Below are 25,944 nucleotides of genomic sequence, written 5' to 3'. Positions count from 1 at the left end.
GCTTTGTTGGGTATATTTGTCATGGCTGCGTTCTGCGGCTTTGGTTTGCACGGTGTTTCTGCCGTGCCATGTTGTATTAGAAAATTAATTTGATGGAATATTACTATCCTACCGGCCGGCCGGAGAAGATCGACCGGATACGGGCCGAATCACGCGGCATGATCTACTGCCCTACGCCTCCGCCCGATCCTGAACCTGCTAAAGAAGACCCCATTTACCGTTACCTGTTTCACCCGGCAACCGGCAAACGCTGGATGGACCTGGGCGAACAGGAACCGGTACTCAAAATGCTTTTCGGGGAGTTTTGGCACGAGGGCGAAATAGCTATCCTGTTTGCTGATACCAACGTTGGCAAATCGGTACTGGCCGTGCAAATTGCCAACAGCATAGCCGAGGGGCGGCCCATTGCGCCATTTAGCATGGATGCCGACCCCGCTAAAGTGCTTTACGTGGATTTTGAATTGGGAACCCGGCAGTTTTACAAGCGTTACACTCAAGCCGGTGCCGACTATAATTTTAACAACAACTTTTTAAGGGCGCAGTTTACGCCCGAGCGCCTGTTAGCTAACGGAATAGATTACCGGGAAGAGCAGATCATTGATGCCATAGAATTTTGGGTGATGGAATTAAAGACCACCGTACTCATTATTGACAATATTACCTGCCTGCGTGCCGGCATGGAGAATGCCACCGCTGCGCTTAATTTAATGAAGAAACTGAAAACGCTGCAGGCCGACTATAACCTCTCTATCCTGGTGCTGGCCCATACGCCTAAGCGCCGCAACCCTTGTGCGCCCATCTCGGCCGATGATATGCTGGGCAGCAAGCTGATGATAAACCTGGCCGATAGTGCCTTTGCCATTGGTACAAGCGCTACTCAACCCGGCCTGCGCTACCTTAAGCAGATAAAGCAACGCAGCAGCGCGCAGCTATACGGCGGAGATAACGTATGCCTCTGCCGCATTACAAAGCCCCACAACTTTCTGCAGATGGACTTTGAAGGCCACAGCCCCGAGCGCCCGCACCTTTCCTCCCGCACTTATAACCAGAAAGCATTGGCAACCCAGGTGCCCGAGTTAGCCGCCCGGGGTTACAGCCAGCGGCAGATCAGTAAGGAGCTGGGTATTTCTTTGGGGATGGTGAATAAGTTGATGAAGATGTAACTGATTGCGGATTTACGATCCAAAGGAAAAAGGTATCATATTGTAATCCGAAATATCAAGTCACAGACGTGTTTTGACTAAACTAAACGGCAGCTTTCAAATACAAGAAAGATTGAGGCGGAAAGGCATTGAAATCATCACGAATAGAAAGTGGCTTAGGATAAATAGTCGTACTTTTTATTTTTATTGCGTGAGCGATCTCGCGATCTGCAAAATATTTATAAAAGAAATCTTCGGATATACCAGAATATTTTTTTGTTAAGTTCCAAATGCTCTTCGGATCAAAGCTTAAGATGTCGTCAATTTCGAATTCTCCGATGACCTGTTGCACTGGTGATGATGCATAAACTACAACAGTTTTAACATTTGGATTTTTAAACCTGATTTTTCTGAATTCAAATCTTTTTGTTCCGTCAAATATTTTAAATGCGTATTCTGGTTTAATCGATAATAATACTTTCATCACTGTTTGTGTCTTTTATTATTTTGATAAGCATTTCTTTTGATATTCTCTGAAATCCTCGCGGCACATTTTCCAGATCTTTAATGACTTCTAATTCAATTAGTCTTTTTAAATTTATACGATTAGGGAATGAATAAACGTATAAAAAATTTACTAAAAATGGTCGATTCTTACTATTGAAATTCCAGTATTCCTTTAGTTTTTCATCTGTAAAAACACTTCTTTTTCTACATTTGTTAACAAAGTCTGCTTCATTTTCAAAGTTAAAATAAACTTTGTCTATTATTCCAATAGTAGTTACAACACTTTTATAATACCCACCAGTTCGATAAAACACAATAATATCTCCAGCGTTAATATCTTTTTCCCAGGATCTTGATATATATACTTTACCTATCGAATTTCTGTGAGGTTCATGGTCGATGAAATTCGCTTTTGATTCCGTATGCAATATAGAATCCGGCATCAACTCCGTGTGGTATTCAGGATAAATTGGCACCAGAAAAATATTCTTTCCTAATCCAATGTACGGGTAAGTAGATTTTAAATTTTTTAAATTGAAATGCGGTTTGAAGTCTCTGACATATACCAGTTCGCCACTTGGACTTTTATAACCAAAATGTTGAAATCCCCACTCTTCTAATAGTGTAATTAATCGTCGTTGCTCATCTCTTGTCTCAAATATAGTTACGTAAATTTCCTCCACTTTTTGCGCAAGAGCATTATCAAATATGATTTTCAAAAACCTCTCGCCAAGTCTAACTCCGTTACTTACGACTTTAAATGTGCCAACTTTTAATCTTTTTTTTTTTGGTTTGAATATTGGAGTTATATCTGAATACAATTCTCTCTCGTCTTCTTTTTTTTATATAAAGAAAAGATAAAAGTTTATTGTTCTCCTTGTTGAACGTTACGTAGGCTCTTTCGTCAGCTTTTCTATTGAACCATCTATTGAAGCCATGATAATCTTCCCTAAGTGTATCAAAAAAGGGTCTGTTAAATCTAATTCGCCGAAATATTTTTGCTCAACGCTTAATATTTTATATTCAACTAATTCGGGATTTTCAGCATAGATCTTTTCTAAAAATGAATTAATTGTATAAACTTTATCGGCGATAGATAATTCAAATGCTTTCCTATGGATTTTTTATCTTCTGATATTAACAAATCTACACGGTCATTATAAACTTCATTTAATAAAATTGAATCAATTACATCATTTTCATTCGAATCATACTTGTTTGAAACAGTTTTCACTTGTGGAGCCATTGGAGCAGTTGTCAGCATTAGTTCGTAACTATCCATCTTGATATTAAATGCTTCAACGGTAGATTTATTTGGATTTTTGTTTATTTCCTTAATCGTAGCTGGATGAATGTATTTTTTATACTGAGCTTTATCGAGCCATTTGAATAAAATGCCTATATCTTGGTTCGAAGCTCGGCCTGCTTCTCGATGAATTATAATGTTTGTGTCTAGCAGCGCTTTCATTTAACTCCATGTCTTTTAAATTTATCAAATACTACTCGTTTTGTATAAGCTATCAAGTTCGGCCAAAAAAAGCATCCTACAGTAATTATCACAATCAAAAAAGAGATGTAAATTTCAATAGGTAATTTATTCCAAATTGCTGTTAAAGATATTTCAGGTTTAAACGTTTTTCTATAGGAAGGGATAAATAAAAGAATGCCACAAACAATGTTTATTAACACTGCAGCAGCAAATTGTGCTGGGCCAATTCTTTCTTGAGTGTATATTGAAAAAAACGTAAAACCTGTTGACTTTTTATTAAAAACAACCATTAGTTCATCTTTGGGAATGTCTATGATTCCACCTAGGTAATGATTAAAAGAAGGATATTCAAGAGTTCTTACATTTTTTAAAGATTCATCCGGGAATGTCATATCATAACTGCTCGGAAGGATATTAAAACAGAAACAACTATGTATAATACAAAAGTTCTTAAGTCTGAATTCGTTTAATTGATCTGCAGGGATATTTCTTTTTTCGTTAATTTTTATATCATAAATAATGGTTGATTTGTTAATACCAGGTTTCCTTGTCGATATATATAAATCTTTGAGATTAATGCAAAATCTGAAATACACGTTTATATTTCCATAGTCATGAGACTTATACAGTTTTAAATCAACATGAATTTCTATTTTATTTTCTGATAGAAGAGGGGGTTTGATAGGTAAAATACATAGCGGCTCTCGATCTTGAAATTTATGTACAACACCTGCTTTGTTCGTTCCGTTATCTAGAAAGTCACTGCCATTTATAGAGTCGTTAAATATAAACCTACTGTTTTCAGAATCACTTAGCTGTTTATATAGATCGATTACTTTTGAATCTTTATCTAACAAGGGTATATATAAACTAAGGTTTAAATTATCGCCAGGAATTGCATTTACCGAAGCGCTATCGATTTCACAGCCAAATTCTAATAGAGAGAGGGCTGTTTTAAACTCCCAAGAGCAAATATGAAATCTCTTAATTTCAAGATTCTGATCACTGCATACATAAAAGGTATTTTTCATGAAATTTACAACTTGCCTTTTAAACTTACTTTAATAGCGGTTAACATCGATAGGTAATCATTTTGAGAACCTATTGTGATGGGTTTCTTCAGCAACTTTGATAACGTTGTAGCATGTTCAACTTCGCTATTTTGCATGTCTTGTAACAACGAAATTGAATACTGTATTTTGTCTCTGGTTTCTAATCTATCCTTTATATCTTCGATGACCCCGATAACCACAGTTAATGACGTGGGGTCTATAGCTTTAAAAGTTTCTATCGGAATATTAAAAATTTCGTTGTTTTTATTTAATAAACAAAAATGTCCATCTAATAAATAATACTCATCCAAATCAATTACATCTCTTAAGCCGTTTATTAGCCGATCTTGCGTTAAGCCAATATCATCAACCTTCTTATCTTTGTGATTTAATTTAATGTTTGCCCACTGTAAGACATCGCTAGCGGAGAGGTAATTAATATTAAGATCTGCACATATTCTTTTACACATAGTGCTTTTGCCTACACCATGAATTCCGCCAACAAAAGCAATATTATTGAACATATTAATACTTTTATCTAAATATATATCTAAATAGAAATATTAGCCCCATTTATTTCAAAAACAGGTAGTTATACGTGGTTCTTAAAATTCTCTAAGCCCGATAGCAGCGGATGCCGCCCCCCTCGCTGGCGCACGCGTGCCACGTGTGCTTCATTCGTCGAGAAGATTGTTAGTCTAAGCTTGTCGAAGACTTATCAATGCGACAAATGGTTCGACGGGGCTCACCATGACTTAATTATAAGTTGGCTTACTCGTCGTCTTGAACTGGTTTCAGGAGCCTACTTGCTATGGCTCTGCTTGTGGGATGCCGAAGTAAATTAGGCATGACTTGGGTGTAATAAACCCGATAGCAACGGATACCGGCTTTCGAGCGTAAGGCCTGCAGGCGTATGAGTGCATAGCGGGGCTACCGGCTCCTACAAAGCACAGCAATGAGGTTTACTGAAAAAATATTGAATTTACCTGCCTGTCATGCGGCCAAATTCGGAGCCGCTGGCGTTGGTGATCACACGGTACACTGTCCAGTCGTCGGTTTCGTAAACCTTGCGGAAGTTAAGGTCTGATATGGTTTTGCGGATAAAGGTGATGTACTTGTTGTTCAGCTGCGTGTAACCGGCCTCGGTATTGCGGGCATTGGCCACTATCACGTAATCTACATACTTATCCGGCGACTCCAGCGCGCTCAGGAAACTGCCTTCGTAAGGCATAATCAGCGGCTTTATATCAGTAGTAAACGCTACAATGGGGTAGGCAATGGCATCATCAACCAGTACGTGCGCATCGCTGGGCAGGCTGTTAAGGTAGTTGGCCACATCAATGTGCTGCCTGTCAATAGCGTCCTCGGTACGGTCAACCAGTACCTTGGTAAAGTTGCGCTCTTCGGCAATGTTTGATGTGCGCAGGTAGTACCAGCCAACGTATAGCTGCACCAGCACCAGCGCCAGCAGGCCCAGTTTAAATAGTCCCTGGTTTTTTACGGTTTGCGCTTTGAGTATAATGGCCAGGTAAGCCAGTATCAAAAACATCAGATAGTACTGGTAGGCCAAAAACACCTTATCGTACTTAATGTGCAAAAACTCGATAAAGGCAAAAGGGATAAGTATGGTAAGCACCCGGTAGGTACTCTCGCGGAAGAGGTACACGGCCACCAGTATCATGGGGGCGAACAGCAGCACGCGCGCCGATAGCAGCAGCGAAACTTCGGGTATTTTATATTGCGTGTTGGTGGTTAGCTGGTCAAAGCTCAGTTTATCTATCAGCACGTTCCAGGTGGCGTACGGGCTTTCGGCAAAGTAGTTAAGGTCACTGGCGTGGGTAAGGTTAAGCAGCTTGTAGCAAAGCACGGCTACCAGCGGCAGGCTGAACATGATGATGTACAGTGCAAAGGTTTTGTTTACCAGCTTACGCCTTAACGACGGGCTGTTGAAGCTCATGAACAGCCTGAAGATGGATTCCTGCTCGCTTAGGTTTAAGCTGTTGATGGTGATGATGAGTATCAGCGGTAAAAAGAACAGCGTAAGCCATACAAACTTGTAATCGCAAAAGATCAACCCCACCAAACTTAAACTGGCGATAGACAGGTGGAAGGTGGTATTGGAGCGATAGAACTTGAACAGGTTAAGGAAGAACAGGAAAAAGCAGATGAGTATTAAATAAATGCTTTTGCCGGATGCTGCCGTGTAGATGATACCCGGGTGGAACAGGAACAGGGCCAGCAGCAGCAGCACGTAACCATTATCGTGCAGGCGTTTTACCACGTTGCTGGCAATAATGTAGAACAATATGGCTGTGCCTACAGCCGATGCCAGTACCGGTGCCAGCGTATAACTTACCGGGGTGAACAAAAACGTAGCATAGAACGGGATAAGCGGTGCCGTTAGGCCCATGGTTTTTAAGCGGTTGCCCACACCTTCGAAAACGATCTTTGCCTTCTCGATATAAAACAACGACTCGAGATTGTAGTAATCGAGCTTGTTTAAATACACGGCGCATACCAGGTAGTAAACCACCAGGAATAGTGTAATAATAGCTAAATATACTGCACCGGATATCTTCATGTTATTTTACAAGGTTTGTTGGGTTGTTAACTTTACTTAAACCGTGATTTGTTTTTTCCCAGTAGAATGGTTTCACGATGAGCTGATAAAGGCCTTTGTAAGCCGATATGGAGTGCATTAACCAGTATATAGGGTTGGCGATGGCAAATAATATCAGTTCGTAATAGCGGCGCTTAAATACGGCTATCATGTTCACGTAGATCATGAGGATATTACCCACCATGAGGTTAAAGATAGACATGAAAAGCACCCAATCAGGAAACAAACTGCGGATGGTTGAAAGATCGAACACCACGTAGCAGATAAATATCAGCAGCAGCAGCGGGTAAACCAAAAAGGTTATTGGGGTTGCCCCGATAAAGAAGTTGAAGCCCAGGAAACCTTTCCAGCCTATCTCGCGCACCAGGTTGGCCGGGTTACGCATGTGTACCAGGTAGGTTTGCATGTAGCCTTTTATCCAGCGGCTGCGCTGGCGGATCCAGTTAATGGGTTCGTTGTTGGCTTCCTCGTAAGTGGTGGAGTTGATGATGGCTATTTTGTGGCCCTTTGCATAAGCGCGCACACCCAGGTCGGCATCTTCGGTTACGTTAAATGGGTCCCAGGCGCCAAGGTCAACCAGTTCCTGCAGTTTAAAGTGGTTACTGGTACCACCTAACGGGATGGGGATATCAAGCGTATCCAGCCCGGGCAGCATATAATCAAACCAGTACGAATACTCGAGGGTAAACATACGGGTGAGAAAGTTCTCGTTACGGTTAAAGTAGTTTAAGGCACTTTGTATGCAGATGTATTCCTCAGGCAGTTTGTTAAACAGCGTTACCACTTTCTTCAGCTGGTCGGTATCGGGGATATCCTCCGCATCGTAAATGGTGAGGTATTTGCCGCGCGCAAAGTGCAGTCCGTAGTTACATGCCTTGGGTTTGGTCTTAGGCATGTGGAAGGGCACTACAATCACCTCAAATATCGCAGGGAAATCAAGGTTTTTTACCGCGTTGAAGGTTTTATCATCGTCTTCCTCTATCAGCAGCTTTACATCCAGCTTGTGGCGCGGATAATCTATTGATTGCAGATTCCAGATCAGTTTTTTGATCAGCTTATCTTCCTTGTACACCGGCAGCAGGATGGTGTAGATAGGCAGGCCGTCGTCATCAACATGGCGCAGGTCTTCGCGGGTTACGGCCTGGTGCAACTCAAACCTTGAGCCTACCAGTGCCAAAAACAGCTTAAATATAATTGCCACCAAAAAGAATGAACTGATGAGCACGTTGATAATGATGGATGTATTCTTAAAGCTAAGCACCAGCCCGATAGCCGTTAAAGCTATCAGCACAAAAATTACAATAAGTTGCGCAGTGGAAAAAGTAATTACCGCCGAGCTGTCCGGGTCGCGCTTTACCAGCTCAAACACAGATGCCTTTACGTAAGGTTCGCCAAGTAGTTTGTTGCTTAGCCAGGTAATATCAAGGTCTGATGTTAGTACCACCTCGGCCTCCATATCATAGGTGAAGCGGATGAAATCGAGTACCAGCTGGTCGTCTGGCGCGGCCATCAGGGTAACCACTTTGCCGTTCTCCACGCGCAGGGGCAGGGCCATGCGCTCGTGAGCAAAGGGCAGATCTATTTTATTTAGGATCTCCTGATCGTAGGCTTCTTCGCGCGGATGTTCATTGATGGTGAAGCCGGCGTTGATAAGGGAGCGGTCGTAATTTTTGCGTGAGATATACCCCGAAGTGAGCGCAATTTTGATAAACGACAAGCCCGACTCCTCGGCGTAGGCAAGGATGCCATCGCGCTCGGCAGCGGTTAAAAAGCCGTCGTTAACCAATAGATCAGGAATGGATATACTCATGAATAAGTTTCTCTGTCAAAAAAATTTAAACCTTATGAACAGCAGCATTTGTTGCTGCTGTTCATATCCCCGCAATTGAGAGAAATTAGTCGTTAAATAACTCCTGTGATTTTTGTACCCTCGAACGTATGTACAGGAACGATAACAGGATCAACACCAGGATACCCAACAGGATATACAGGTTGTAATTATCCCAGAAACGGGTTAAAGCGCTCTTGGTATCAATATACTCCAGGTTATCGCTTGATTTATTGATGTTGAACAGGTATTTGTTGTTGTTAACATCAGAGATACAAACGTTACTTGAAAGGGTTGACAACTGCTCGGTAATAGATTTTGATGCCGCCAGGAACGCCTCTGCCAAATGTTTACCGGTTGCAGTTAACACCAGCGTAGCATTATTGCTGCGGCCGTAGAAGATCTGCGCCAAACCGTTTGATGTGGTATCAGACAGTGAGTACACCACCGAGTTGTTATCTGTATTGTATAACCTGAAGTTCTTGTCAAATTTGATAGGCGCATCAGGGAATTCACCGTTTTTGAACATCTCGTCATCCTTTGATAAAAGGGCGATGATGTTGTTCTTTTTAAGATCGTTTGAAGCTAACTCGTCAGAGTAAGAAAACTCAGGGAAGTTATTAGCGTTGATATTGTTGTTCAACTCATAGATGATCTCGCCCATGGCACCTGCAGCGTAACGTGCATATGGTTTCGATACCACAATGCGGGTTGTACCGCGGTTGAATGCTTCCGGATACTGGTAGAAGCTCAGGTCGCTGGTGATGAACGGGTTTTTCGATTCCAGGTATGATTTGTCAACGTCAATTTCGGCAAAGAAGTTGGTGAAGCTGTTTTTACAGTTACCACTGTTAGGGTAAAAACGGAACTCGCACTCCAGCGTATTGTATTTGTGGTGCTGATACCTGTTAATGGTAACAGCTGTATTTAACTTACCTGATGCATCAAGCTTTTCGCTGCTTATCAACAGACCATTTAAATAGATGTTGAAGAAACCGCGGTCGCCGGGGTTTAAGCTGCTGTAGTTAGCTACTACACGTATCTCAACCTCTTTTGGTGTAAAGCTGAAATCGGAGTTTTTGAAATTGAATGAGCTTTTTAACGAACCGATACCTGAAAGGAAATCGCTGGTACCGCCAATTTGCTTTAAAGTTAGTTTAGAGCGGTTTTCGTCGATGGTTTTAAAGAAGGTATTTTGTGCTTTGTTTATCAGCAAATAATCGCCAAAGGTTGAGTTAAGCACGTTCATGTTACCCAGGGCGGTAATGGTTTTCTCGTAACCTGCATCATCGCCACCGGTTACAAACAACACTTCCGATGGTACGGTTTCCTGCGCAACAGAACGGGTTGGCACAAACTTACCGTTGATGTTCACCATATTGGTGATGGTATCCGTAATGGTTGAAACCGATTTGTTAAGGTATAGTAAACCCTGGCTGCTTTGCGGGGTAACTTTTATCAGGCTGCGTTTTGCTGCCGGTAAAGTATTAACCGCACCAACCATAATGTAGTTCCTCACGCTATCAGGCAGCTGGTCTACCTGGTAAACACCGATATTTCTTTGCTGGGTTTTCTTTAAACGAGCATAAGCCCATGCCACCGCCTTAAGATCATGCAGGGTAGGGTTGGTATTGTAAACAACCGCAGTTTTGGTATCAAAACAGTTGCTGATGTTTACATTGTTAAAGAAATTCTTGGTGCTTTTGGTAAGCGACAGGTAAGAGTAGTTCTTCACCTTAACCCACATTGCAGGGTTATCAAGGTCGCGGCACTGGTCATCTGTAATGGTCAACGCAGTTTTAACCTGTATCTTTAAGTAGTTATCGGCAGGCACATCCGCACGGCTCAGATTAAGCTGAATGCGCTGGATAGAATCCTTAGTTAAACGGCCGCTGTAAACCGGCTTAGTGCCAATAAATAAGTTGATGTAAGATTTTTCGCGTATTAGGGCCTGCGAAGCTTCAATAAAAAGGGTAAGCTTGCTGCCGGTCATTTCATATTGAGGGGTGATCTTAAAGTAAAATGACACCGCACCACTCATACCAAAGATGGGGGTATCATCATCATGCCCCATGGCTTTGAACGAGATCATTTTTTGAGCTTGCCCAAAAGCAAAAGTGGTAGTAAGGATGAAGGCTAAAAGGGTGAAAATTCTTTTCATCAGATTATAGCGTTAGTTACAGATTATAAGCGTGTATTAGTTTATTACGTAAAATTCTACTCTAAAATAGTTTCCGTTATCGTTGCTGCGGTAAGTGAGTTCGCCGCCAAGCTCCTGCGTCATCAGTTTAGCTATTGATAAGCCTAAACCCAGCCTGCTTTCGCCCGGCCCGCCGGATGCATCGTTAAGGGTTTTTAATTTATTGAACATCATGTCCAGTTCATCCTGGCCAATAGGTACGCCTTCGTCAATTATCTCAAAAACAAATTTTTGGCGTTGCAGGCTGGTAACCACGCGGATGCTGTTATTGGTTTGCGAAAACTTAATGGCATTTGATAAAAGATTTTGGAATACCTGGCCCACAAAAACCTTATCAAGCTTAACATTTAAGGGCAGTTTCAAAATATTATCAACCAGGTGAATGTTCTTCATGTTAGCAGTTTCCTGCAAACCCTTAAACACATGGGTAACCTCGTGATTAATATCAAATATCTCCATGTTAAACTTCATATCAGGCGACTCTATCTCCTTAACATCCATTAGTTTGTTAAGCATATACTGCATCTTTTCAGAGGCCTCTGATATAAAGTGGATATATTCTTTCTGATCGTTGCTTAAGCGGTAATCCTCGTCTTTAAGCAGGTTATTGCTCATAATAACCTGTCCGATAAGGTTCTTAAGATCGTGGCCGGCAATGTTGATGAAGTTGTTTTTCTGATCGTCGAGCTTGCGGAGTTGTTCGTATTGGCGATCGATGATGTTGTTTTTTTCGTTGATGTTCTGGTTCTGATCTTTAAGCTGCTCGTTTGATTTTTCGATAAGCAGTTGAGAGCGAACCTCGCGAACAATTACCTTGTAGCGTGCGTTGGGAATAAGGCACGATAAAAAGGCGATAATAAAGAACATGGAGCCGCCGTTGTTGATAACAAGCTCAAGCGTGTACTCACTAAAAATGTTGTAAAAAACAGCAAGCAGTAAAAGGGCTATTAATCCCTGAGCTATAGAGTTGATAGGTTCCCAAAAAACCTGCAGGTTAAAAAACAGTATAACTACTGCGTATATCAAATAATAAGTAGTTGATTGTTGGATGCTTACCACATTACAAAGAACCGCGCATGTGGCCGAAAGTATAAAAAAGCAAATATGCAGCAGCGTGCGGTAATTGTACTTTCTTAACTGGAACCAGGTATACAATCCATAAATGATCAATATGGAAATGATACGGACTATAAAAAACTGAAGCCAGATATTTGGTGCAAATATGTAATCAACAACGCTGAAGATCGGGTATAGGAAGATGATCGTCCAGATGATGTTGTTGGTTTGATACCAGGCTTTTTTTTGTATCTCTTTTTTATACTCTTCTTTCGTAATTTGTACAAACATTTGCAAGCTTATTTGTATATCTATCCTAATAACTATTAAGAAAGTGTGAAAATCAAATCATGTAAAAATACCATCCCAAACGTAGTATTGGCCGGCACTTTATTTTTAACTGTGATAAGTACGACCCCAGTTATTGCAAAAAACAAACCAATGCCCCAAAGCACGCGGCAGATAGCGTTTAGGCGTGCCGGCAGCCTTAACAATGGCATAAGTATATCATGGTTTGAACAAACCTGGAACGCCAAGGTTTGGGATGAAAACCCACTTAAAACCTCCGGTTTTGAACTTTTAAGAAAATTAAACATCAAAACCATAAGGCTGCCTGTGGCTTTTGAATACTTTAAAGATGCAGGCGTACCAAATGAGAAAGTATTTGCACACATTGATGAAGTTTTGGAACAATGCAAGAAATACGGCTTTAACCTCATCATAGATTTTCACTACGGTAAACTTACAGATAATAACTATTCAACCGAAACACCAAAAATAATTGACCTTTGGTTAAAAATAGCAACACATTTTATACGCGAAGATCCGGATAAGGTTTTCTTTGAGCTTTATAATGAGCCGCCCCACATGGACCCCAAAGTGTGGCATGATGCCGCTTATAACATAGTAACCGCTATACGCAAGGTAGATAAGCGGCGTACGCTTATTATTGGAGCATCAAACTTTAACAGTATATATGAATTGAGCCGCATGGAGCGCCTGGCCGATGAAAATATTATTTACACCTTTCATTTTTACGAGCCTTTCCTGTTTACGCACCAGGGGGCAGATTGGGTTGGGGCGCAAATGGCCACCACCGGCATACCTTTCCCTTACAATGCATCAACTTACCCGCCCATGAACCCCAGGGTTGCCGGTACCTGGGGCGAAACAAACTATAACCAATACTTAAAGGATGGTAATGAACAGGCCATACATGATAAACTGCAAATAGCAAAAAACTGGGCCGATAAATATTATGTGCCTATAATTTGCGGAGAGTATGGTGTTTATAACAAATATGCCGACCTGGACAGCCGTTGTCGGTACATAAAAGCGGTACGGCAAAACCTTAAGGCGATGGGTATACCGGGGCTTTTATGGGATTATAACAGCAACTTTAGTATCTTTAACGGTGAGCCATCTTTAGAAAATTTACCCGATTGTATGAAACAAGCAATAGGTTATAATGGTTCTAAATAAATAGGGTAAATTACGTACCTTTGCACACCAATAAGTATTTATGAAATTTTTCGAAGAAAAACGACGCGAGGTGATGAAGCATATAGAAAAGTTCATGCTTGAAAAGATGAACGAGTACTTAAAGCCCATCGATACCATTTGGCAGCCATCAGACTTTTTGCCTGATGCATCGCGTGAGACTTTTTTTAGCGAAATAAAAGAATTGCAGGAAAGTGCGCAAGGCCTGTCATATGATCTGGTTGCTGTGTTAATTGGTGATACCATCACCGAAGAAGCTTTGCCTACTTACGAATCGTGGTTAACCATGGTTGAAGGGGTTAGCGATGACGAAGAAGGTGGTTGGATGAAATGGACCCGCCACTGGACTGCCGAAGAAAACCGCCACGGTGACCTGCTGAACAAATACCTTTATTTGAGCGGCCGCGTTAATATGCGCGCCATGGAGGTATCAACCCAGTACTTAATTGCTGATGGTTTTGATATTGGCACCGGGCACGATCCATATCGTAACTTCATCTACACATCTTTCCAGGAATTGGCAACCAACGTATCTCACCGCAGGGTGGCATCTCATGCTAAAAAGGCAGGCGATACCTTGTTATCAAAAATGTGTGGTGTAATAGCCAGTGACGAAGCACGCCATGCCAAAGCCTATAAATATTTTATTGAGCGTACTTTTGAGGTTGATGCCAACGAAGCCATGCTGGCCTTTGAGGATATGATGCGCAAGAAGATTGTAATGCCGGCTCACTTCCTTAGAGAAGTAGGTTTAAAAATAGGCCAAACCTTTGGCCACTTTACCGATGCAGCACAACGTTTGGGCGTTTACACCGCTATTGATTATGTTGATATACTTAAAGAGCTGATAACAGATTGGCACATTGCCAGCGTTACCGACCTTAAAGAAGACGGTGAAAAAGCCCGCGATTACATTATGGCCTTGCCGGACAGGTTATTACGCGTTGCCGAACGTATGAAAAACCCAATGCTGGAATATAAGTTCAGCTGGATAGACGGATAATAAGTCTTGAGTCTTTAGTCTGAAGTTATCATAGATATTGTAAAGCCCTCTTTGTTAGCAAAGAGGGCTTTATTGTGTCATGGATCTCGCTTCTTCTTTCATGGTAGCCTATAAAAAGGCACACGACTTCTATTTAGCGGTTCTACGAAGCGGTAGCCCCGATGGGACATATTAAAACTTACCTTGCTTAACGATCGTCCTGTATTAGTTTACAGTTTTGTTTTTGCTCCGTAGGAGCCGCCGCTTTGTAGCAAATCAATCAGCGGTATTTATTTGCTCCGTAGGAGCTACCCAATATTACCCTTCCTCCACCAGGTCTGTCCCTAATTTCCCTGAGATATCATCAAAAAGCAAATTGAGGATAGATTCAATGGTTACTGAATTTACATCATCAACATAATTTTCGTTGCGGGTTATCCATAGCTCATCATCCTGCACGGCAATGGTGTATAAAGGGCCGTCGTAAAACTCCGGCTGGAGAATCTTGATGCCTTCAGGCGTGTTTTCAACCAGAAATTCCAGATCGCTTTGGCGCTGTTTACGAAACAGCGGGTTAAGCTGGTCTTTAATATGGTTATACAGCTTTTCTATTGCTATCGGTTTATGCAGGGTGATGGTCTTCATTTGTTCATGCGTTTTATTAGTTACAAGCGGCCAGCCGTGATTGTTTAAGGCACCTTTTATTTAAAGTTTTAAAACAGCAGCTTTGCGATGCCGTTAACTTATAAATACTAATGCTATGAAATACAAATTGCTGGGCCGCTCGGGCCTTAAAGTATCCGAACTTTGTTTAGGCACCATGGGCTTTGGCACCGAGGGAGGCTGGGGCGCGGATGCTGATACCAGTTTTAAAATAATGGATGCCTATGCCGAAGCAGGTGGCAATTTCCTGGACACAGCCAATATTTACAAATTAGGCACCAGCGAAAAGATCATAGGCGATTACCTGAGCAACCACGATCGCGACCACTTTGTGGTTGCTACAAAATATACCCTTAAGGATAACCAAACCAATGTTAACGCCAGCGGCAACAACCGCAAAAACATGATGCGCAGCGTTGAGGAAAGCCTTAAACGTTTAAAAACCGATTTTATAGATGTGCTTTACCTGCACATTTGGGATGATATTACACCTATTGACGAGGTGCTGCGTGGTATGGACGACCTGATAAGACAGGGAAAGGTAAATTACGCCGCCATAAGCGACACACCAGCATGGGTAGTGGCAAAGGGCAACACCCTCGCCGAACTGATGGGATGGAGTCAGTTTATTGCTTTACAGGTAGAATATAGTCTGCTTGCACGCACTGCCGAGCGCGAACTCATCCCAATGGCCAAACACTTCGGTATGACGGTTACACCATGGGCACCACTTGCCGGCGGTGCGCTGACTGGCAAGTACCTTAAAGGCGAAAAAGGACGCATTAAACCCGACAGCAAACGCCTTAACGATCAGGCCGAAAAAATAACCCGTGTGGTAATGGAAATAGCACAGGAGTTAGGCGTATCAGAAAGCCACGTTGCGCTGCAATGGACCATGAGTAAAGGTTTTCAATGCATCCCAATTGTAGGTGCCACCAAAGTTGACCAGCTTAAAGATAACCTTAAAACCGTAGATGTAACTCTCACGGAACAGCACATTGCCAAACTCGACGAAGCCAGCAAAATAGAATTAGGCTTCCCCGGCGATTTCTTTAATGAAGATGCCGTGAAGATGAATTCGTTCGGCGGGTTTTATGATAAGGTGGAGAAGCGGTAGAGTATGGCAAGAATATCACTGATATGGTTCATGATAATATTCTTCGGCGTTGATAAACTTGCTCTGAAGAATGACTTGAAAAATGACAGGAGAAGACTAAAAGATCATGGCGTGTATTTGGAGAGGGATGCCATAATAAAACTTAGGGCTTTTGATCGATACGCTTCTCTTGATTTAAATGGTTATAAGTTTTCCAAGCGCAAAATTAATAACCACGTGATTAGTAGATGGTATAATAGCAAAGCCAAACAATATCTCTATCAAATAGAAAGTATATCGTATGTAGATACGCTTTTAGCAAATAAAGAGGTATACATCGATACGATTAAAAAAGATCCGCAAATTGTTAAACCCAAGATATCCGTTAGGGAAGATTTTAAGTTTCGCACTTATATAATTGGGTCTTCGGCAAAGGAAAGACTTGTTTATTTAACACAGGAAGGAGAAGGGCTTGTCTGGTTCAGTATGGGTAATAAAAATTACAGTCCGGTTCGGGAAGATATAATTGTTGGTGTTGTTTATCCCAATATGACTGAAATTAATAAGCTCATCAAGCAAATGTAGTTGGTTGAGTAAGGTTATACCGTCCCTCCAAAATAAATTACAACCCACTTGTAAATTAAACAATTAAGCGTATCTTTGCAGTCCCGAAAATGCGGGGTTTACAAAAACGTTTAATTATTTAATTTAAAGCAAGTGAATACGTTAAGTTACAAAACTGTCTCAGCCAACAAGAAAACCGTTAATAAAGAATGGGTTGTTGTTGATGCAAACAATGAGATTTTGGGGCGCTTGTGTACTAAGATCGCTATGATGATCAGAGGTAAACATAAGCCAGGGTTCACCCCGAACGTAGACTGCGGTGATAACGTTATCGTTATTAATGCAGACAAGGTAAAACTGACCGGAGACAAATTTGCTACCAAGCAATACGTTTCTTACACTGGTTACCCAGGTGGTCAGCGTTTCATTTCTCCTAAGGAGTTAATGGCAAAACATCCGGAACGTGTAATTGAAAAAGCAGTTCGTGGTATGTTACCTAAAAACCGTTTGGGCCGTGCTATCTATGGCAACCTGCATGTTTACGCTGGTGCCGAGCATCCACACGCAGCTCAAAATCCTAAAACCGTTTAACTTTTTATTTTCAAAGGAGAAAAAACACAATGCCAACAACTAACACTTCAGGCAGAAGAAAAACAGCTGTTGCCCGCATCTACTTAAGCGAGGGCAACGGTGCCATTACCGTTAACGGTAAAGATTACAAAGAGTACTTCCCTACATTGCCTTTACAATACATCGTTACCCAGTCTACAGAAGTTTCTGGCTCAACTGGTAAATTTGATGTTGTTGTAAACGTAGCAGGTGGTGGTGTAAAAGGACAGGCAGAAGCCGTTCGTTTAGCTATCGCTAAAGCCATTGTTGAACTGGATGCTGAGAAAAAGCCAGCTCTGCGCGCTAAAGGTTTAATGACACGTGATGACCGTATGGTTGAGCGTAAGAAACCAGGTCGTAGAAAAGCTCGTAGAAAATTCCAATTCAGTAAACGTTAATTTCAAAGGAGGAAACAAACAATGGCAAGAACAACATATCAGGATTTACTGGATGCAGGTGTACACTTTGGTCACCTTACCCGCAAATGGGATCCGAAAATGTCTCAGTACATTTTCATGGAGCGTAACGGTATCCACATTATCGATTTAAATAAAACATTAGCAAAGGTTGAAGAAGCCGCTGCTGCTATCAAACAAATAGTAAAATCAGGCCGCAAAGTATTATTCGTAGCTACTAAAAAACAAGCTAAGGATATTGTTGCCGAACAAGCTAAGAGCGTGAACATGCCGTTCGTAACCGAGCGTTGGCTAGGTGGTATGTTAACTAACTTTGCAACCGTACGCAAGTCGATCAAAAAGATGTCAAACATCGATAAATTGACCAAAGACGGTACTTACGCTATCCTTTCTAAGAAAGAGCGTTTAATGATACAACGTGAGCGTATTAAATTAGAGACCCTTTTAGGTGGTATCGCTGATTTGAACCGTTTACCTGCAGCATTATTCTTGATCGACGTTAAGAAAGAGCACATTGCAGTATCTGAAGCTTTAAAGCTTAACATCCCAACTTTTGCGATGGTTGATACTAACTCTGACCCATCTAACATCGACTTCCCTATCCCGGCTAACGATGACGCTACAAAATCAATTTCATTGATCACCGGTATCATCATCAAAGCTATCGAAGAAGGTTTGGATGAGCGCAAACGCGAAAAAGAAGACGAAACTGAAAAAGAAGCAGCTGCTGCTAAAGCGAAAGCTGACGCTCCTGAAACAACTTCAGGTGGCCGTGGCGCAAAAAGAGTAGCCGAAGAAGCTGAGGCCGGTACTCCAACTGCTGAATCTACAGAAGAGTAATATTTATTTAATGTTGTAAGGTTGCAAGGTTGGAATGTTTTAATGTTTCAACCTTGTAACCTTTCAACTTTATAACATTTAACATAAAATAAAATGTCTACAGTACAAATTTCTGCATCAGACGTAAATAAACTGCGCCAGCAAACCGGTGCAGGTATGATGGATTGCAAAAAAGCTTTAACTGAAACCAACGGTGATTTTGAAGCTGCAATTGATTACTTAAGAAAAAAAGGCGCTAAAGTTGCTGCAAGCCGCCAGGACCGTGAGTCAAACGAAGGTGTTGTTATTGCGCGTACTTCAGAAGATGGCAAACGTGGTGTTATCATCGAGCTTAACTGCGAAACCGATTTCGTAGCTAAAAACGCTGAATTTGTTGCTTTTGGTAACGAGATAGCTAACGCTGCTGTACAAGGTAACCCAAAATCACTTGAAGAGCTTAACGCTTTAGAAATTGATGTTGAGAACGCCCGTGTTAAAATTGGTGATGCTACTGTTGACAAAACAGGCAAGATCGGCGAGAAGATCGGTGTATCTAAATACGAGGTTTTAGAAGGCGAAAAAGTTGTTGCTTACATCCACGGTAACTTCCGTTTAGCTGTATTGGTAGCATTAAACAAAAACGCTAATGGTGTTGATGAAGCCGGTAAAGATGTTGCAATGCAAATTGCTGCAATGAGCCCGGTTGCTGTTGATAAAGACGGTGTTGACTCAACTACTATTGAGCGTGAGTTGGCTATCGCTAAAGATCAGATCCGTGCAGAAGGTAAACCGGAAGAAATGGTTGAGAAAATTGCTGCGGGTAAACTGAACAAGTTCTACAAAGACTCAACTTTATTAAACCAGGAATTTGTTAAAGATTCTTCTAAGAATGTTAGCCAGTTCCTTGATACTGTTGAAAAAGGCCTTACTGTTACCGCATTTAAGCGAGTTGCTTTAGGAGCTTAATCATATTATCCCCCTCGGCTTACCGAGGGGGATTTTTTTTGTTTGCCCCACCCAACCCTCCCCGGTAGGGAGGGCTTTGTTGTAAAAGGGACATTCACAATTAAAAACAAAAGTCTCCCCTAACGGGGGAGATTTAGAGGGGGCTATCTACCCATGATCACAGCACTTCACAATCTTCAACTCATCACCAACGGTACCGTTACCGCAGGCAAGGCTGTCCTTATCGAGGGCAGCAAGATAAAGGCTATTATAGATGAGCAGGCCATCCCTGCTGATGCTTCAAAGCAAGATCTGAATTGCGCTTACCTTGCACCCGGTTTTATTGATCTGCAGATCTATGGAAGCGGCGGTAAACTTTTTGCCGGCAAGCCGGAAGAAGCGGCGCTGTTACGAATGGAAGATGACCTGTTTAACCAGGGCACCACAGGTTTCTTTGCTACTATCGGTACAAATACTAATGATATTGTAGAGGCGGGTATAGATGCCGCAAAGGCATACCGCAGCAAAGCACGCGGCAACTTTTGGGGCGTACACCTCGAGGGGCCATATCTAAACGCTGCAAAGCGGGGTGCACATCCTGAAAAATATATCAAGAAAGCAACTTTGGCAGAGGTTAAGGGCTGGATAGAGCGGGCAGAAGGTGTGATCACCATGATAACGATAGCGCCGGAGTTGCAGGACGAGGAAATGATAGACTACCTGCACGAACAAGGCATTATAATATCATCCGGCCATAGTAACGCTACTTATGAGCAAGGAAAAGGTTTCTTAAACAAACCTATCCCGGCGGTAACGCATTTGTTCAATGCAATGCCGCAGATGCACCATCGCGAACCGGGCTATATCCCCGCTATTTTTGAGGAACGCCCGTATACCAGCATAGTTGCTGACGGTAACCATGTAGACTGGCCTATGATACGACTGGCAAAGCGCGAACTGGGCGATAAGCTATTCCTGATAACCGATGCTGTTACTGCCGCTACGGAAGGTGCTTACCAGCACCGCCTGGAGGGAGATAAATACGTAATGCCCGATGGCACTTTATCAGGCTCCAGCCTTACCATGCTGAAGGCCGTACAGAACTGCGTGGAGAAAGTGGGAATCGGTTTGGCAGAGGCAGTAAATATGGCTTCGCTTTATCCGGCGCAGTTAGCTAAAAAAGAAACTAAAGGAATCATCCGCGCGGGTTTTGATGCCGATCTGGTAGTTTTTGATGCTGATTTTAAAGCACTTGCAACTATCCTTCAAGGTAAATACTTAACCATTAACACATAAAATTTTAACAATACCATTAATTATCTATTTTTGGCAAATCTTCCATTTAAATGAGATACAATAGAGTCCTTCTAAAGCTTAGCGGCGAATCACTTATGGGTGAGCGCCAGTATGGTATTGATAACAAGCAGGTTCTGCAATACGCGCAGGACATTAAAGCCGTAAAAGATCAGGGAATTGAGATAGCAATTGTAGTTGGCGGTGGCAACATCTTCCGCGGACTAAGTGCTGAAAAATCCGGAATGGAGCGTGCGCAAGCCGATTACATGGGTATGCTTGCCACGGTTATCAATTGTATGGCGCTGCAAAATGCTTTAGAAAGCATTGGTGTTGAAACACGCCTGCAATCGGCCATAAAAATGGAGCAGATCTGCGAGCCCTACATCCGCCGCCGTGCAATGCACCACCTGGAGTGCGGTAAGATAGTAATATTTGGTGCCGGTACAGGTAACCCTTATTTTACTACAGATACAGCAGCTTCGCTTCGCGCTATCGAGATCAAAGCCGATGTGGTACTGAAAGGAACCCGCGTTGATGGCATATACACCGCCGACCCGGAGAAAGACCCGACAGCTACACGTTTTGATGAGATAAGCTTCCAGGAAGTTTACGATAAAGGCTTAAACGTGATGGACATGACCGCCATTACCCTTTGCCAGGAAAACAAATTGCCTATCATCGTATTTGACATGAATAAAGAAGGCAACTTTATGAAAATAGCCGAAGGTAACCCGATCGGTACTTTGGTGAAGTAGTTGCTAAAATACACAACAAGAAAGCCTCTGTATTACAGAGGCTTTCTTGTTTATACTCCCGTCATTGCGAGCGTAGCGTGACAATATCTTCTCGTTTATAAACATTCGACGAGATTGTCCCGTCTCTCGATATGCATCGGATCCTCACAGTAACGTTCAATTGTCAGTCTGAGCTTGTCGAAGACCTACCGTTCAAGAGCGGTTCGACAGGCTCACCGTAACAAATCGCCTATCGTTTATTCCTATCATAGTACCCAAATACCTTTTGCAGCAACGGCGTGGTGCGTGCAGAGATGTTTTGGCGGATATTTAACTCTTCCTTGGCAATAACTACAAAAAGGCCATCGATAGCCTTTTGGGTAACGTAATCAGTAATGTTTGGGTTTATCTTGGTAACCAGCGGTATCCTGTTGTAGGCAGCAGCTGCATCACCGTAATATTTGGTAGCGCCTACTTTGTTTAAACTGGTTTGGATAACCGGCCTGAAATTAGCTGCCAGTTGCGCGGTTGTAGTGCGCCTGAAGTATTGTGTAGCGGCATCCTGCTGGCCTAACAAGATGTTGGTTACATCCTGTATGGTCATCTGTTTAATGGCGTTTACAAAGATGGGCTTAGCCTGCGATGCGGCATCTTCTGCGGCACGGTTAAGCGACAGGATAACGTTATCGGCCAGTTTGCCTAAACCTATGCTGCGTAAGGTACTTTCAACTTTTTGCGCCTCCGGCGGAAACAGGATCTTCACCGCTGCATTTTTAAAGAAACCATCAACGGCAGATAGCTGATCAGCACTTTGGGCAGTACCTATTTCAAGGGCCTGCTTTAGGCCGTTGCTCATTTCTAACTGGGAAGGGTTGCCATATTGCTGTATAGTAGTTTGTGCAACCTGGTTAAGGGTATCGCAACTGCTAAGGCCTGCAAAAAGGAAAGGGATAAGTAAAAGGATTTTTTTCATGGTGATGGTATAAAAGCAAAATTGCTGCCAACAAGGGGCAGCAATCAGCTATGTTTAATTTGAGTGTGTGCGTTTAAATATGCCTTACCAGGCAGAAAACCAAACCGGCAATAAGCGCTGATACCGGGATGGTAATTATCCATGCCCAAACCAAGTTAATGGTTACGCCCCAACGTACGGCTGATACACGCTTGGTTAACCCAACACCAATAATTGAACCGGTAATGGTGTGCGTTGTTGATACCGGTATAGCAAAGTGCTCGGTAATAAAAAGGGTAACTGCACCGGCCGACTCCGCAGCAACCCCTTCAAGCGGCGTTATTTTGGTGATCTTAGAACCCATGGTTTTTACGATCTTCCAACCGCCAGACATGGTACCTAAAGATATAGCAGAGTAACAAGCCAACGGGATCCAGTCCGGCATTTCTGCACCGCTGCCAATAACTTTGGCAGCAATAAGGCTTACGTATAAAATACCCATTACCTTTTGCGCGTCATTGGTACCATGTGCAAAGCTTAAGGCGGCTGCTGATATCAATTGCAAGCGTTTAAACCAACGCTCGGCAGCAGCAGGTTTTGCCCTTTTACAAATGTGCAATATGATAATGGTGATCACATACGCTATAAACAAACCTATAAAGGGTGCCAGTACAATGTAGGCGATAATGGTTAATACGTAGTGTGAGTTGATGGCTTCAAAAGCATGTTTACCTAAAAACAGTGCGTTGGTAATACCTGCACCCGCAAACCCGCCAATTAGTGTGTGCGACGAACTGGAAGGTATACCAAACCACCAGGTGATCAGGTTCCAGCTGATGGCTGCTATAAGGCCCGCAAGTACCACGTGAAGCGTTATAAACTCCTCATGCACGGTTTTGGCAACCGTGTTTGCTACCTTATGGTCTTTAATAAAAAAATACGCTGCAAAGTTAAATACTGCGGCAAGTAACACCGCCTGGAAAGGTGTTAGCACCTTTGTTGATACGATGGTTGCAATAGAGTTGGCCGCATCGTGAAAACCGTTGGTGTAATCAAATAAAAGCGCAAGTACAACTACAGCAACAAGTAGGGTAGTAACCATTAGCTTACGCGTTTTTGATTAATATTGATTCCATTACGTTAGCAGCATCCTCGCACATATCGGTAGCGGTTTCTAACGCAGAAAGTATCTCCTTGTATTTTATTAAACGGATAGCATCTGTTTCATACAGGAACAGGTCTGCAACGGCACGGTCAAATACATAATCGGCCTGGTTCTCTACGCTGTTAATGCGGATACAAGAATCGGCTATGGCACGCACATTACGCAGGTCTTTAAGCTCACGAACTGCTTTTTCAAGATCGTTTGCTGCCTGTAGTATCAATTCAGAAAGTTTTTTGATGTGCTCGTTGTAATCGTCAATTTTATACAGGTTCATGCGGTTGGCAGCACCGTGTATGTAATCTGCAATATCATCAATGGCAGTGGCCAGGGTATGGATGTCCTCGCGATCAAAAGGGGTAATAAAGTTTTTTCCTAATTCAAGATAAACCTGGTGAGTTAGCTCATCGCCTTTGTTCTCCAGTTTATCTATCTGCCTGAAAAGCTCTTCGCGGGTAGCAGGGTTATTTGAGTTAACCGCCTCAACCAAAACGGTAGACATTGCCACCACGTTGCTTGCTGCCTGTTCAAATAAGGGGAAAAAGGTTTTTTTGTCCTTTGGTACAAAGTACTGGAAAATACTGTTAAGTGACATTTTTACTTCTTAAAATTTCAGTAAAGGTACGTTAAGTATGTTAAGTTAATGTTAACTTTTTAACACTGGTATATTGGGGAAAGGTAAAGTTTGTTTCGCCATTTCCAGTGTAAACCCAAATGTAGAGCCCAGCGTTTCAGTACTGCGTACGCTGATGGTTTGCTGATGTGCCTCAATAATATGCTTAACAATGGCTAAACCCAAACCGGAACCGCCAATTTGCCTTGAGCGGCTGCTATCCGTACGGAAAAAACGCTCAAATAAGCGTGGCAGGTACTTTTCTTCAATGCCTATTCCATCGTCAGTAACTTCTATCAATACCTGGTCATGCAGGGTAAAAAGGCTCACTGCCGTGTTGCCGCCCTCTTTGCCGTACTTAAACGAGTTATCAATAAGGTTCACCAAAACCTGCCGTATTTTCTCACGGTCGGCGTTTACAAATATCGGGTCGTCGTATTTTTGTTTAAACGTTAATTTAATATTGTGCTGCTTGCTCTTCAGCTCCAGCGATTCAAAAACCTCTTTGATCAGGTCGTTGATCTTAAATTTGGTGTAGTTGATAGGTATCTCACCGCTTTCCAGTTTCGAGATCTCATCCAGGTCATTGATCAGATAACTCAGGCGGTCTACGTTCTTGGATGCTTTTTCTAAAAATTGAGTCGCCATTTCCGGGTCTTCAAAGCCATCATCCTGTAAAGCCTCTATATAACCCTGTATAGCAAATAGTGGCGTTTTAAACTCATGTGAGATATTGGAAAGGAAATCGCGGCGGAACTTCTCCTGTTTTTTCAATTCGTCGATCTCACTTTTCTTTAAACGGGCCCATTCTTTAACCTCTTTCTCAACGTCGTTAATAGGGTCGGCGCTGATGTGTTCGCCGAGGGCGTCGCGCAGGTCGCGGCCAAGCTTAAGGTTGTGTATAAGCTTATAAATGATCTTTATTTTTGAGTAGATGTATTTCTCTATCAGGTAATAAAACACCAAATAGCTGGTAATGAATGTAACCAGGAAGGTTATCATCATATCATACCATTTGTGCTGAAAATAATAATTTACTGCCGATAAGGTGATGGCAACTGCGGCAGCGTTTATCAAAATGAGAACGCGCAATTTCATAGCTTTAAAGTTACTACAAAACTGCGCGTTACAGTGTTAAAAAATCGTTATTATTTAGCAGTTTCTGCTTCAACATTAATGGTTACATCGTCGCCCATGGTCATGCTGCTGCCGCCTACGCCAAAATCGCGGCGGTTTATTTTAAAGCTGCCTTTGAACAGGTGGCCGCTGCTTAGCGATGTATAAGTAAATGGAACTTCTACAGGCTTGGTCTTATCTTTAATAGTAAGATTAAAGATGCCTACAAAACCGCTTCCTTTTTTCTTGAAAGAGGTTGATGTCATGCTGATCTTAGGATATTTAGCCACATCAAAATAATCCTCGTTCTTGAGGTGGTTATCGCGCATGGTGTTGTCTGTATTGATGGAAGCCGCCTCGGCAACTGCTTCAATTTTGCTGCTCCCCAATTGCGCCGGATCAAACTGAACATTGGCCTGTGCCTTGTCAATGGTGCCGCCTGTTTTGATACCCATGTTCTTGATCTCAAAGCTGATCTTTGATCTGGTAAGATCAGCTTGTGCGTAAGCGCCCACGCAAGCCAGCATTAAAACAACTATTCTAAATATCTTTTTCATCTGCAGGTATTGACTTAGCAGTTTGC

The 25,944-nt window shown here is 42.3% G+C and carries 26 protein-coding genes; 11 read left to right on the top strand and 15 right to left on the bottom strand.

All coding sequences use genetic code 11. The annotated features are described in order from the left end of the window. Positions 1-92: 92 nt before the first annotated feature. Positions 93-1,163 carry an AAA family ATPase gene (locus tag INP83_RS01880; RefSeq protein ID WP_219126092.1) on the top strand — a complete coding sequence of 357 codons (1,071 nt, stop codon included), beginning with the start codon at positions 93-95 and terminating at the stop codon, positions 1,161-1,163. 82 nt (positions 1,164-1,245) lie between these two features. On the opposite strand, the gene INP83_RS01875 is transcribed toward INP83_RS01880, so the two are convergent. From INP83_RS01875 to INP83_RS01835, 9 genes are all read right to left on the bottom strand, one after another. Next, positions 1,246-1,626 carry an ASCH domain-containing protein gene (locus INP83_RS01875; RefSeq protein WP_219126091.1) on the bottom strand — a complete coding sequence of 127 codons (381 nt, stop codon included), beginning with the start codon at positions 1,624-1,626 and terminating at the stop codon, positions 1,246-1,248. Beyond that, positions 1,604-2,368: an EVE domain-containing protein gene (locus INP83_RS01870; RefSeq protein ID WP_219126090.1), complete on the bottom strand. Its 765-nt coding sequence runs from the start codon at positions 2,366-2,368 to the stop codon at positions 1,604-1,606. The genes INP83_RS01875 and INP83_RS01870 overlap by 23 nt, the downstream gene beginning before the upstream one ends. A 338-nt stretch (positions 2,369-2,706) precedes the next feature. Then, complete coding sequence (locus INP83_RS01865; protein WP_219126089.1) at positions 2,707-3,117, bottom strand: PIN domain-containing protein; 411 nt, start codon at positions 3,115-3,117, stop codon at positions 2,707-2,709. Further along, on the bottom strand, positions 3,114-4,169 hold the full coding sequence (locus INP83_RS01860; RefSeq protein WP_219126088.1) for a hypothetical protein: 1,056 nt from the start codon (positions 4,167-4,169) through the stop codon (positions 3,114-3,116). The genes INP83_RS01865 and INP83_RS01860 overlap by 4 nt, the downstream gene beginning before the upstream one ends. A gap of 5 nt (positions 4,170-4,174) precedes the next feature. Then, positions 4,175-4,714, bottom strand: coding sequence for an ATP-binding protein (locus tag INP83_RS01855; RefSeq protein ID WP_219126087.1), 540 nt, complete (start codon positions 4,712-4,714; stop codon positions 4,175-4,177). Between the two features lie 458 nt (positions 4,715-5,172). Beyond that, complete coding sequence (locus INP83_RS01850; RefSeq protein ID WP_219126086.1) at positions 5,173-6,771, bottom strand: hypothetical protein; 1,599 nt, start codon at positions 6,769-6,771, stop codon at positions 5,173-5,175. A gap of 1 nt (position 6,772) precedes the next feature. Continuing rightward, the gene (locus INP83_RS01845; protein ID WP_219126085.1) at positions 6,773-8,620 is read right to left on the bottom strand and encodes a glycosyltransferase; all 1,848 of its coding nucleotides are present in this window, start codon (positions 8,618-8,620) and stop codon (positions 6,773-6,775) included. A gap of 85 nt (positions 8,621-8,705) precedes the next feature. Beyond that, positions 8,706-10,799, bottom strand: coding sequence for a cellulose biosynthesis cyclic di-GMP-binding regulatory protein BcsB (locus tag INP83_RS01840; protein WP_219126084.1), 2,094 nt, complete (start codon positions 10,797-10,799; stop codon positions 8,706-8,708). Between the two features lie 36 nt (positions 10,800-10,835). Beyond that, complete coding sequence (locus tag INP83_RS01835) at positions 10,836-12,185, bottom strand: sensor histidine kinase KdpD (protein ID WP_146273355.1); 1,350 nt, start codon at positions 12,183-12,185, stop codon at positions 10,836-10,838. Positions 12,186-12,230: 45 nt separating this feature from the next. Here INP83_RS01835 and INP83_RS01830 point away from each other — a divergent pair, with 45 nt between their 5' ends. Next, positions 12,231-13,376: a glycoside hydrolase family 5 protein gene (locus INP83_RS01830; RefSeq protein ID WP_219126083.1), complete on the top strand. Its 1,146-nt coding sequence runs from the start codon at positions 12,231-12,233 to the stop codon at positions 13,374-13,376. Positions 13,377-13,416: 40 nt separating this feature from the next. After that, positions 13,417-14,397 carry an acyl-ACP desaturase gene (locus tag INP83_RS01825; RefSeq protein WP_146273353.1) on the top strand — a complete coding sequence of 327 codons (981 nt, stop codon included), beginning with the start codon at positions 13,417-13,419 and terminating at the stop codon, positions 14,395-14,397. Between the two features lie 297 nt (positions 14,398-14,694). Here INP83_RS01825 and INP83_RS01820 read toward each other — a convergent pair whose 3' ends face one another. Beyond that, on the bottom strand, positions 14,695-15,021 hold the full coding sequence (locus INP83_RS01820) for a hypothetical protein (RefSeq protein ID WP_219126082.1): 327 nt from the start codon (positions 15,019-15,021) through the stop codon (positions 14,695-14,697). A gap of 115 nt (positions 15,022-15,136) precedes the next feature. On the opposite strand from INP83_RS01820, the gene INP83_RS01815 reads away from it, so the two are divergent. The 8 genes from INP83_RS01815 to pyrH all read left to right on the top strand — a co-directional run bounded on the left by INP83_RS01815 (position 15,137) and on the right by pyrH (position 21,539). Further along, positions 15,137-16,156 (top strand): aldo/keto reductase, encoded by a 1,020-nt coding sequence (locus tag INP83_RS01815; RefSeq protein WP_219126081.1) that lies wholly within the window; start codon positions 15,137-15,139, stop codon positions 16,154-16,156. A 3-nt stretch (positions 16,157-16,159) separates the two neighbouring features. Continuing rightward, positions 16,160-16,720, top strand: a complete 561-nt coding sequence (locus tag INP83_RS01810) for a hypothetical protein (RefSeq protein WP_219126080.1) — start codon at positions 16,160-16,162, stop codon at positions 16,718-16,720. Between the two features lie 132 nt (positions 16,721-16,852). Further along, positions 16,853-17,290: a 50S ribosomal protein L13 gene (gene rplM / locus INP83_RS01805; RefSeq protein WP_146273349.1), complete on the top strand. Its 438-nt coding sequence runs from the start codon at positions 16,853-16,855 to the stop codon at positions 17,288-17,290. Positions 17,291-17,319: 29 nt separating this feature from the next. Beyond that, on the top strand, positions 17,320-17,706 hold the full coding sequence (gene rpsI, locus INP83_RS01800) for a 30S ribosomal protein S9 (RefSeq protein ID WP_146273348.1): 387 nt from the start codon (positions 17,320-17,322) through the stop codon (positions 17,704-17,706). A 21-nt stretch (positions 17,707-17,727) separates the two neighbouring features. After that, entirely contained in the window at positions 17,728-18,564 is an 837-nt protein-coding gene (gene rpsB / locus INP83_RS01795) for a 30S ribosomal protein S2 (protein WP_146273347.1), read from the top strand. Between the two features lie 93 nt (positions 18,565-18,657). After that, on the top strand, positions 18,658-19,509 hold the full coding sequence (tsf, locus tag INP83_RS01790) for a translation elongation factor Ts (protein ID WP_146273346.1): 852 nt from the start codon (positions 18,658-18,660) through the stop codon (positions 19,507-19,509). 153 nt (positions 19,510-19,662) lie between these two features. Next, positions 19,663-20,784 carry an N-acetylglucosamine-6-phosphate deacetylase gene (gene nagA / locus INP83_RS01785; protein WP_219126079.1) on the top strand — a complete coding sequence of 374 codons (1,122 nt, stop codon included), beginning with the start codon at positions 19,663-19,665 and terminating at the stop codon, positions 20,782-20,784. Between the two features lie 50 nt (positions 20,785-20,834). Then, complete coding sequence (gene pyrH, locus INP83_RS01780; protein WP_146273344.1) at positions 20,835-21,539, top strand: UMP kinase; 705 nt, start codon at positions 20,835-20,837, stop codon at positions 21,537-21,539. Between the two features lie 229 nt (positions 21,540-21,768). Here pyrH and INP83_RS01775 read toward each other — a convergent pair whose 3' ends face one another. From INP83_RS01775 to INP83_RS01755, 5 genes are all read right to left on the bottom strand, one after another. After that, positions 21,769-22,491 carry a DUF4197 domain-containing protein gene (locus INP83_RS01775; RefSeq protein ID WP_219126078.1) on the bottom strand — a complete coding sequence of 241 codons (723 nt, stop codon included), beginning with the start codon at positions 22,489-22,491 and terminating at the stop codon, positions 21,769-21,771. A gap of 73 nt (positions 22,492-22,564) precedes the next feature. Further along, entirely contained in the window at positions 22,565-23,572 is a 1,008-nt protein-coding gene (locus tag INP83_RS01770; protein ID WP_146273342.1) for an inorganic phosphate transporter, read from the bottom strand. Positions 23,573-23,576: 4 nt separating this feature from the next. Further along, positions 23,577-24,227, bottom strand: coding sequence for a DUF47 domain-containing protein (locus INP83_RS01765; protein WP_146273341.1), 651 nt, complete (start codon positions 24,225-24,227; stop codon positions 23,577-23,579). Positions 24,228-24,278: 51 nt separating this feature from the next. Beyond that, positions 24,279-25,343 carry a cell wall metabolism sensor histidine kinase WalK gene (locus INP83_RS01760; RefSeq protein ID WP_146273340.1) on the bottom strand — a complete coding sequence of 355 codons (1,065 nt, stop codon included), beginning with the start codon at positions 25,341-25,343 and terminating at the stop codon, positions 24,279-24,281. 50 nt (positions 25,344-25,393) lie between these two features. Next, a complete protein-coding gene (locus INP83_RS01755) occupies positions 25,394-25,918 on the bottom strand; it encodes a YceI family protein (protein WP_219126077.1) in 525 nt (174 codons plus the stop codon). Positions 25,919-25,944: the final 26 nt, after the last annotated feature.

This window comes from Mucilaginibacter sp. 21P (genome assembly GCF_019331605.1).
GTDB classification, from domain to species: Bacteria; Bacteroidota; Bacteroidia; order Sphingobacteriales; family Sphingobacteriaceae; genus Mucilaginibacter; species Mucilaginibacter achroorhodeus.
This window is presented reverse-complemented; position numbering and strand designations above follow the sequence as displayed.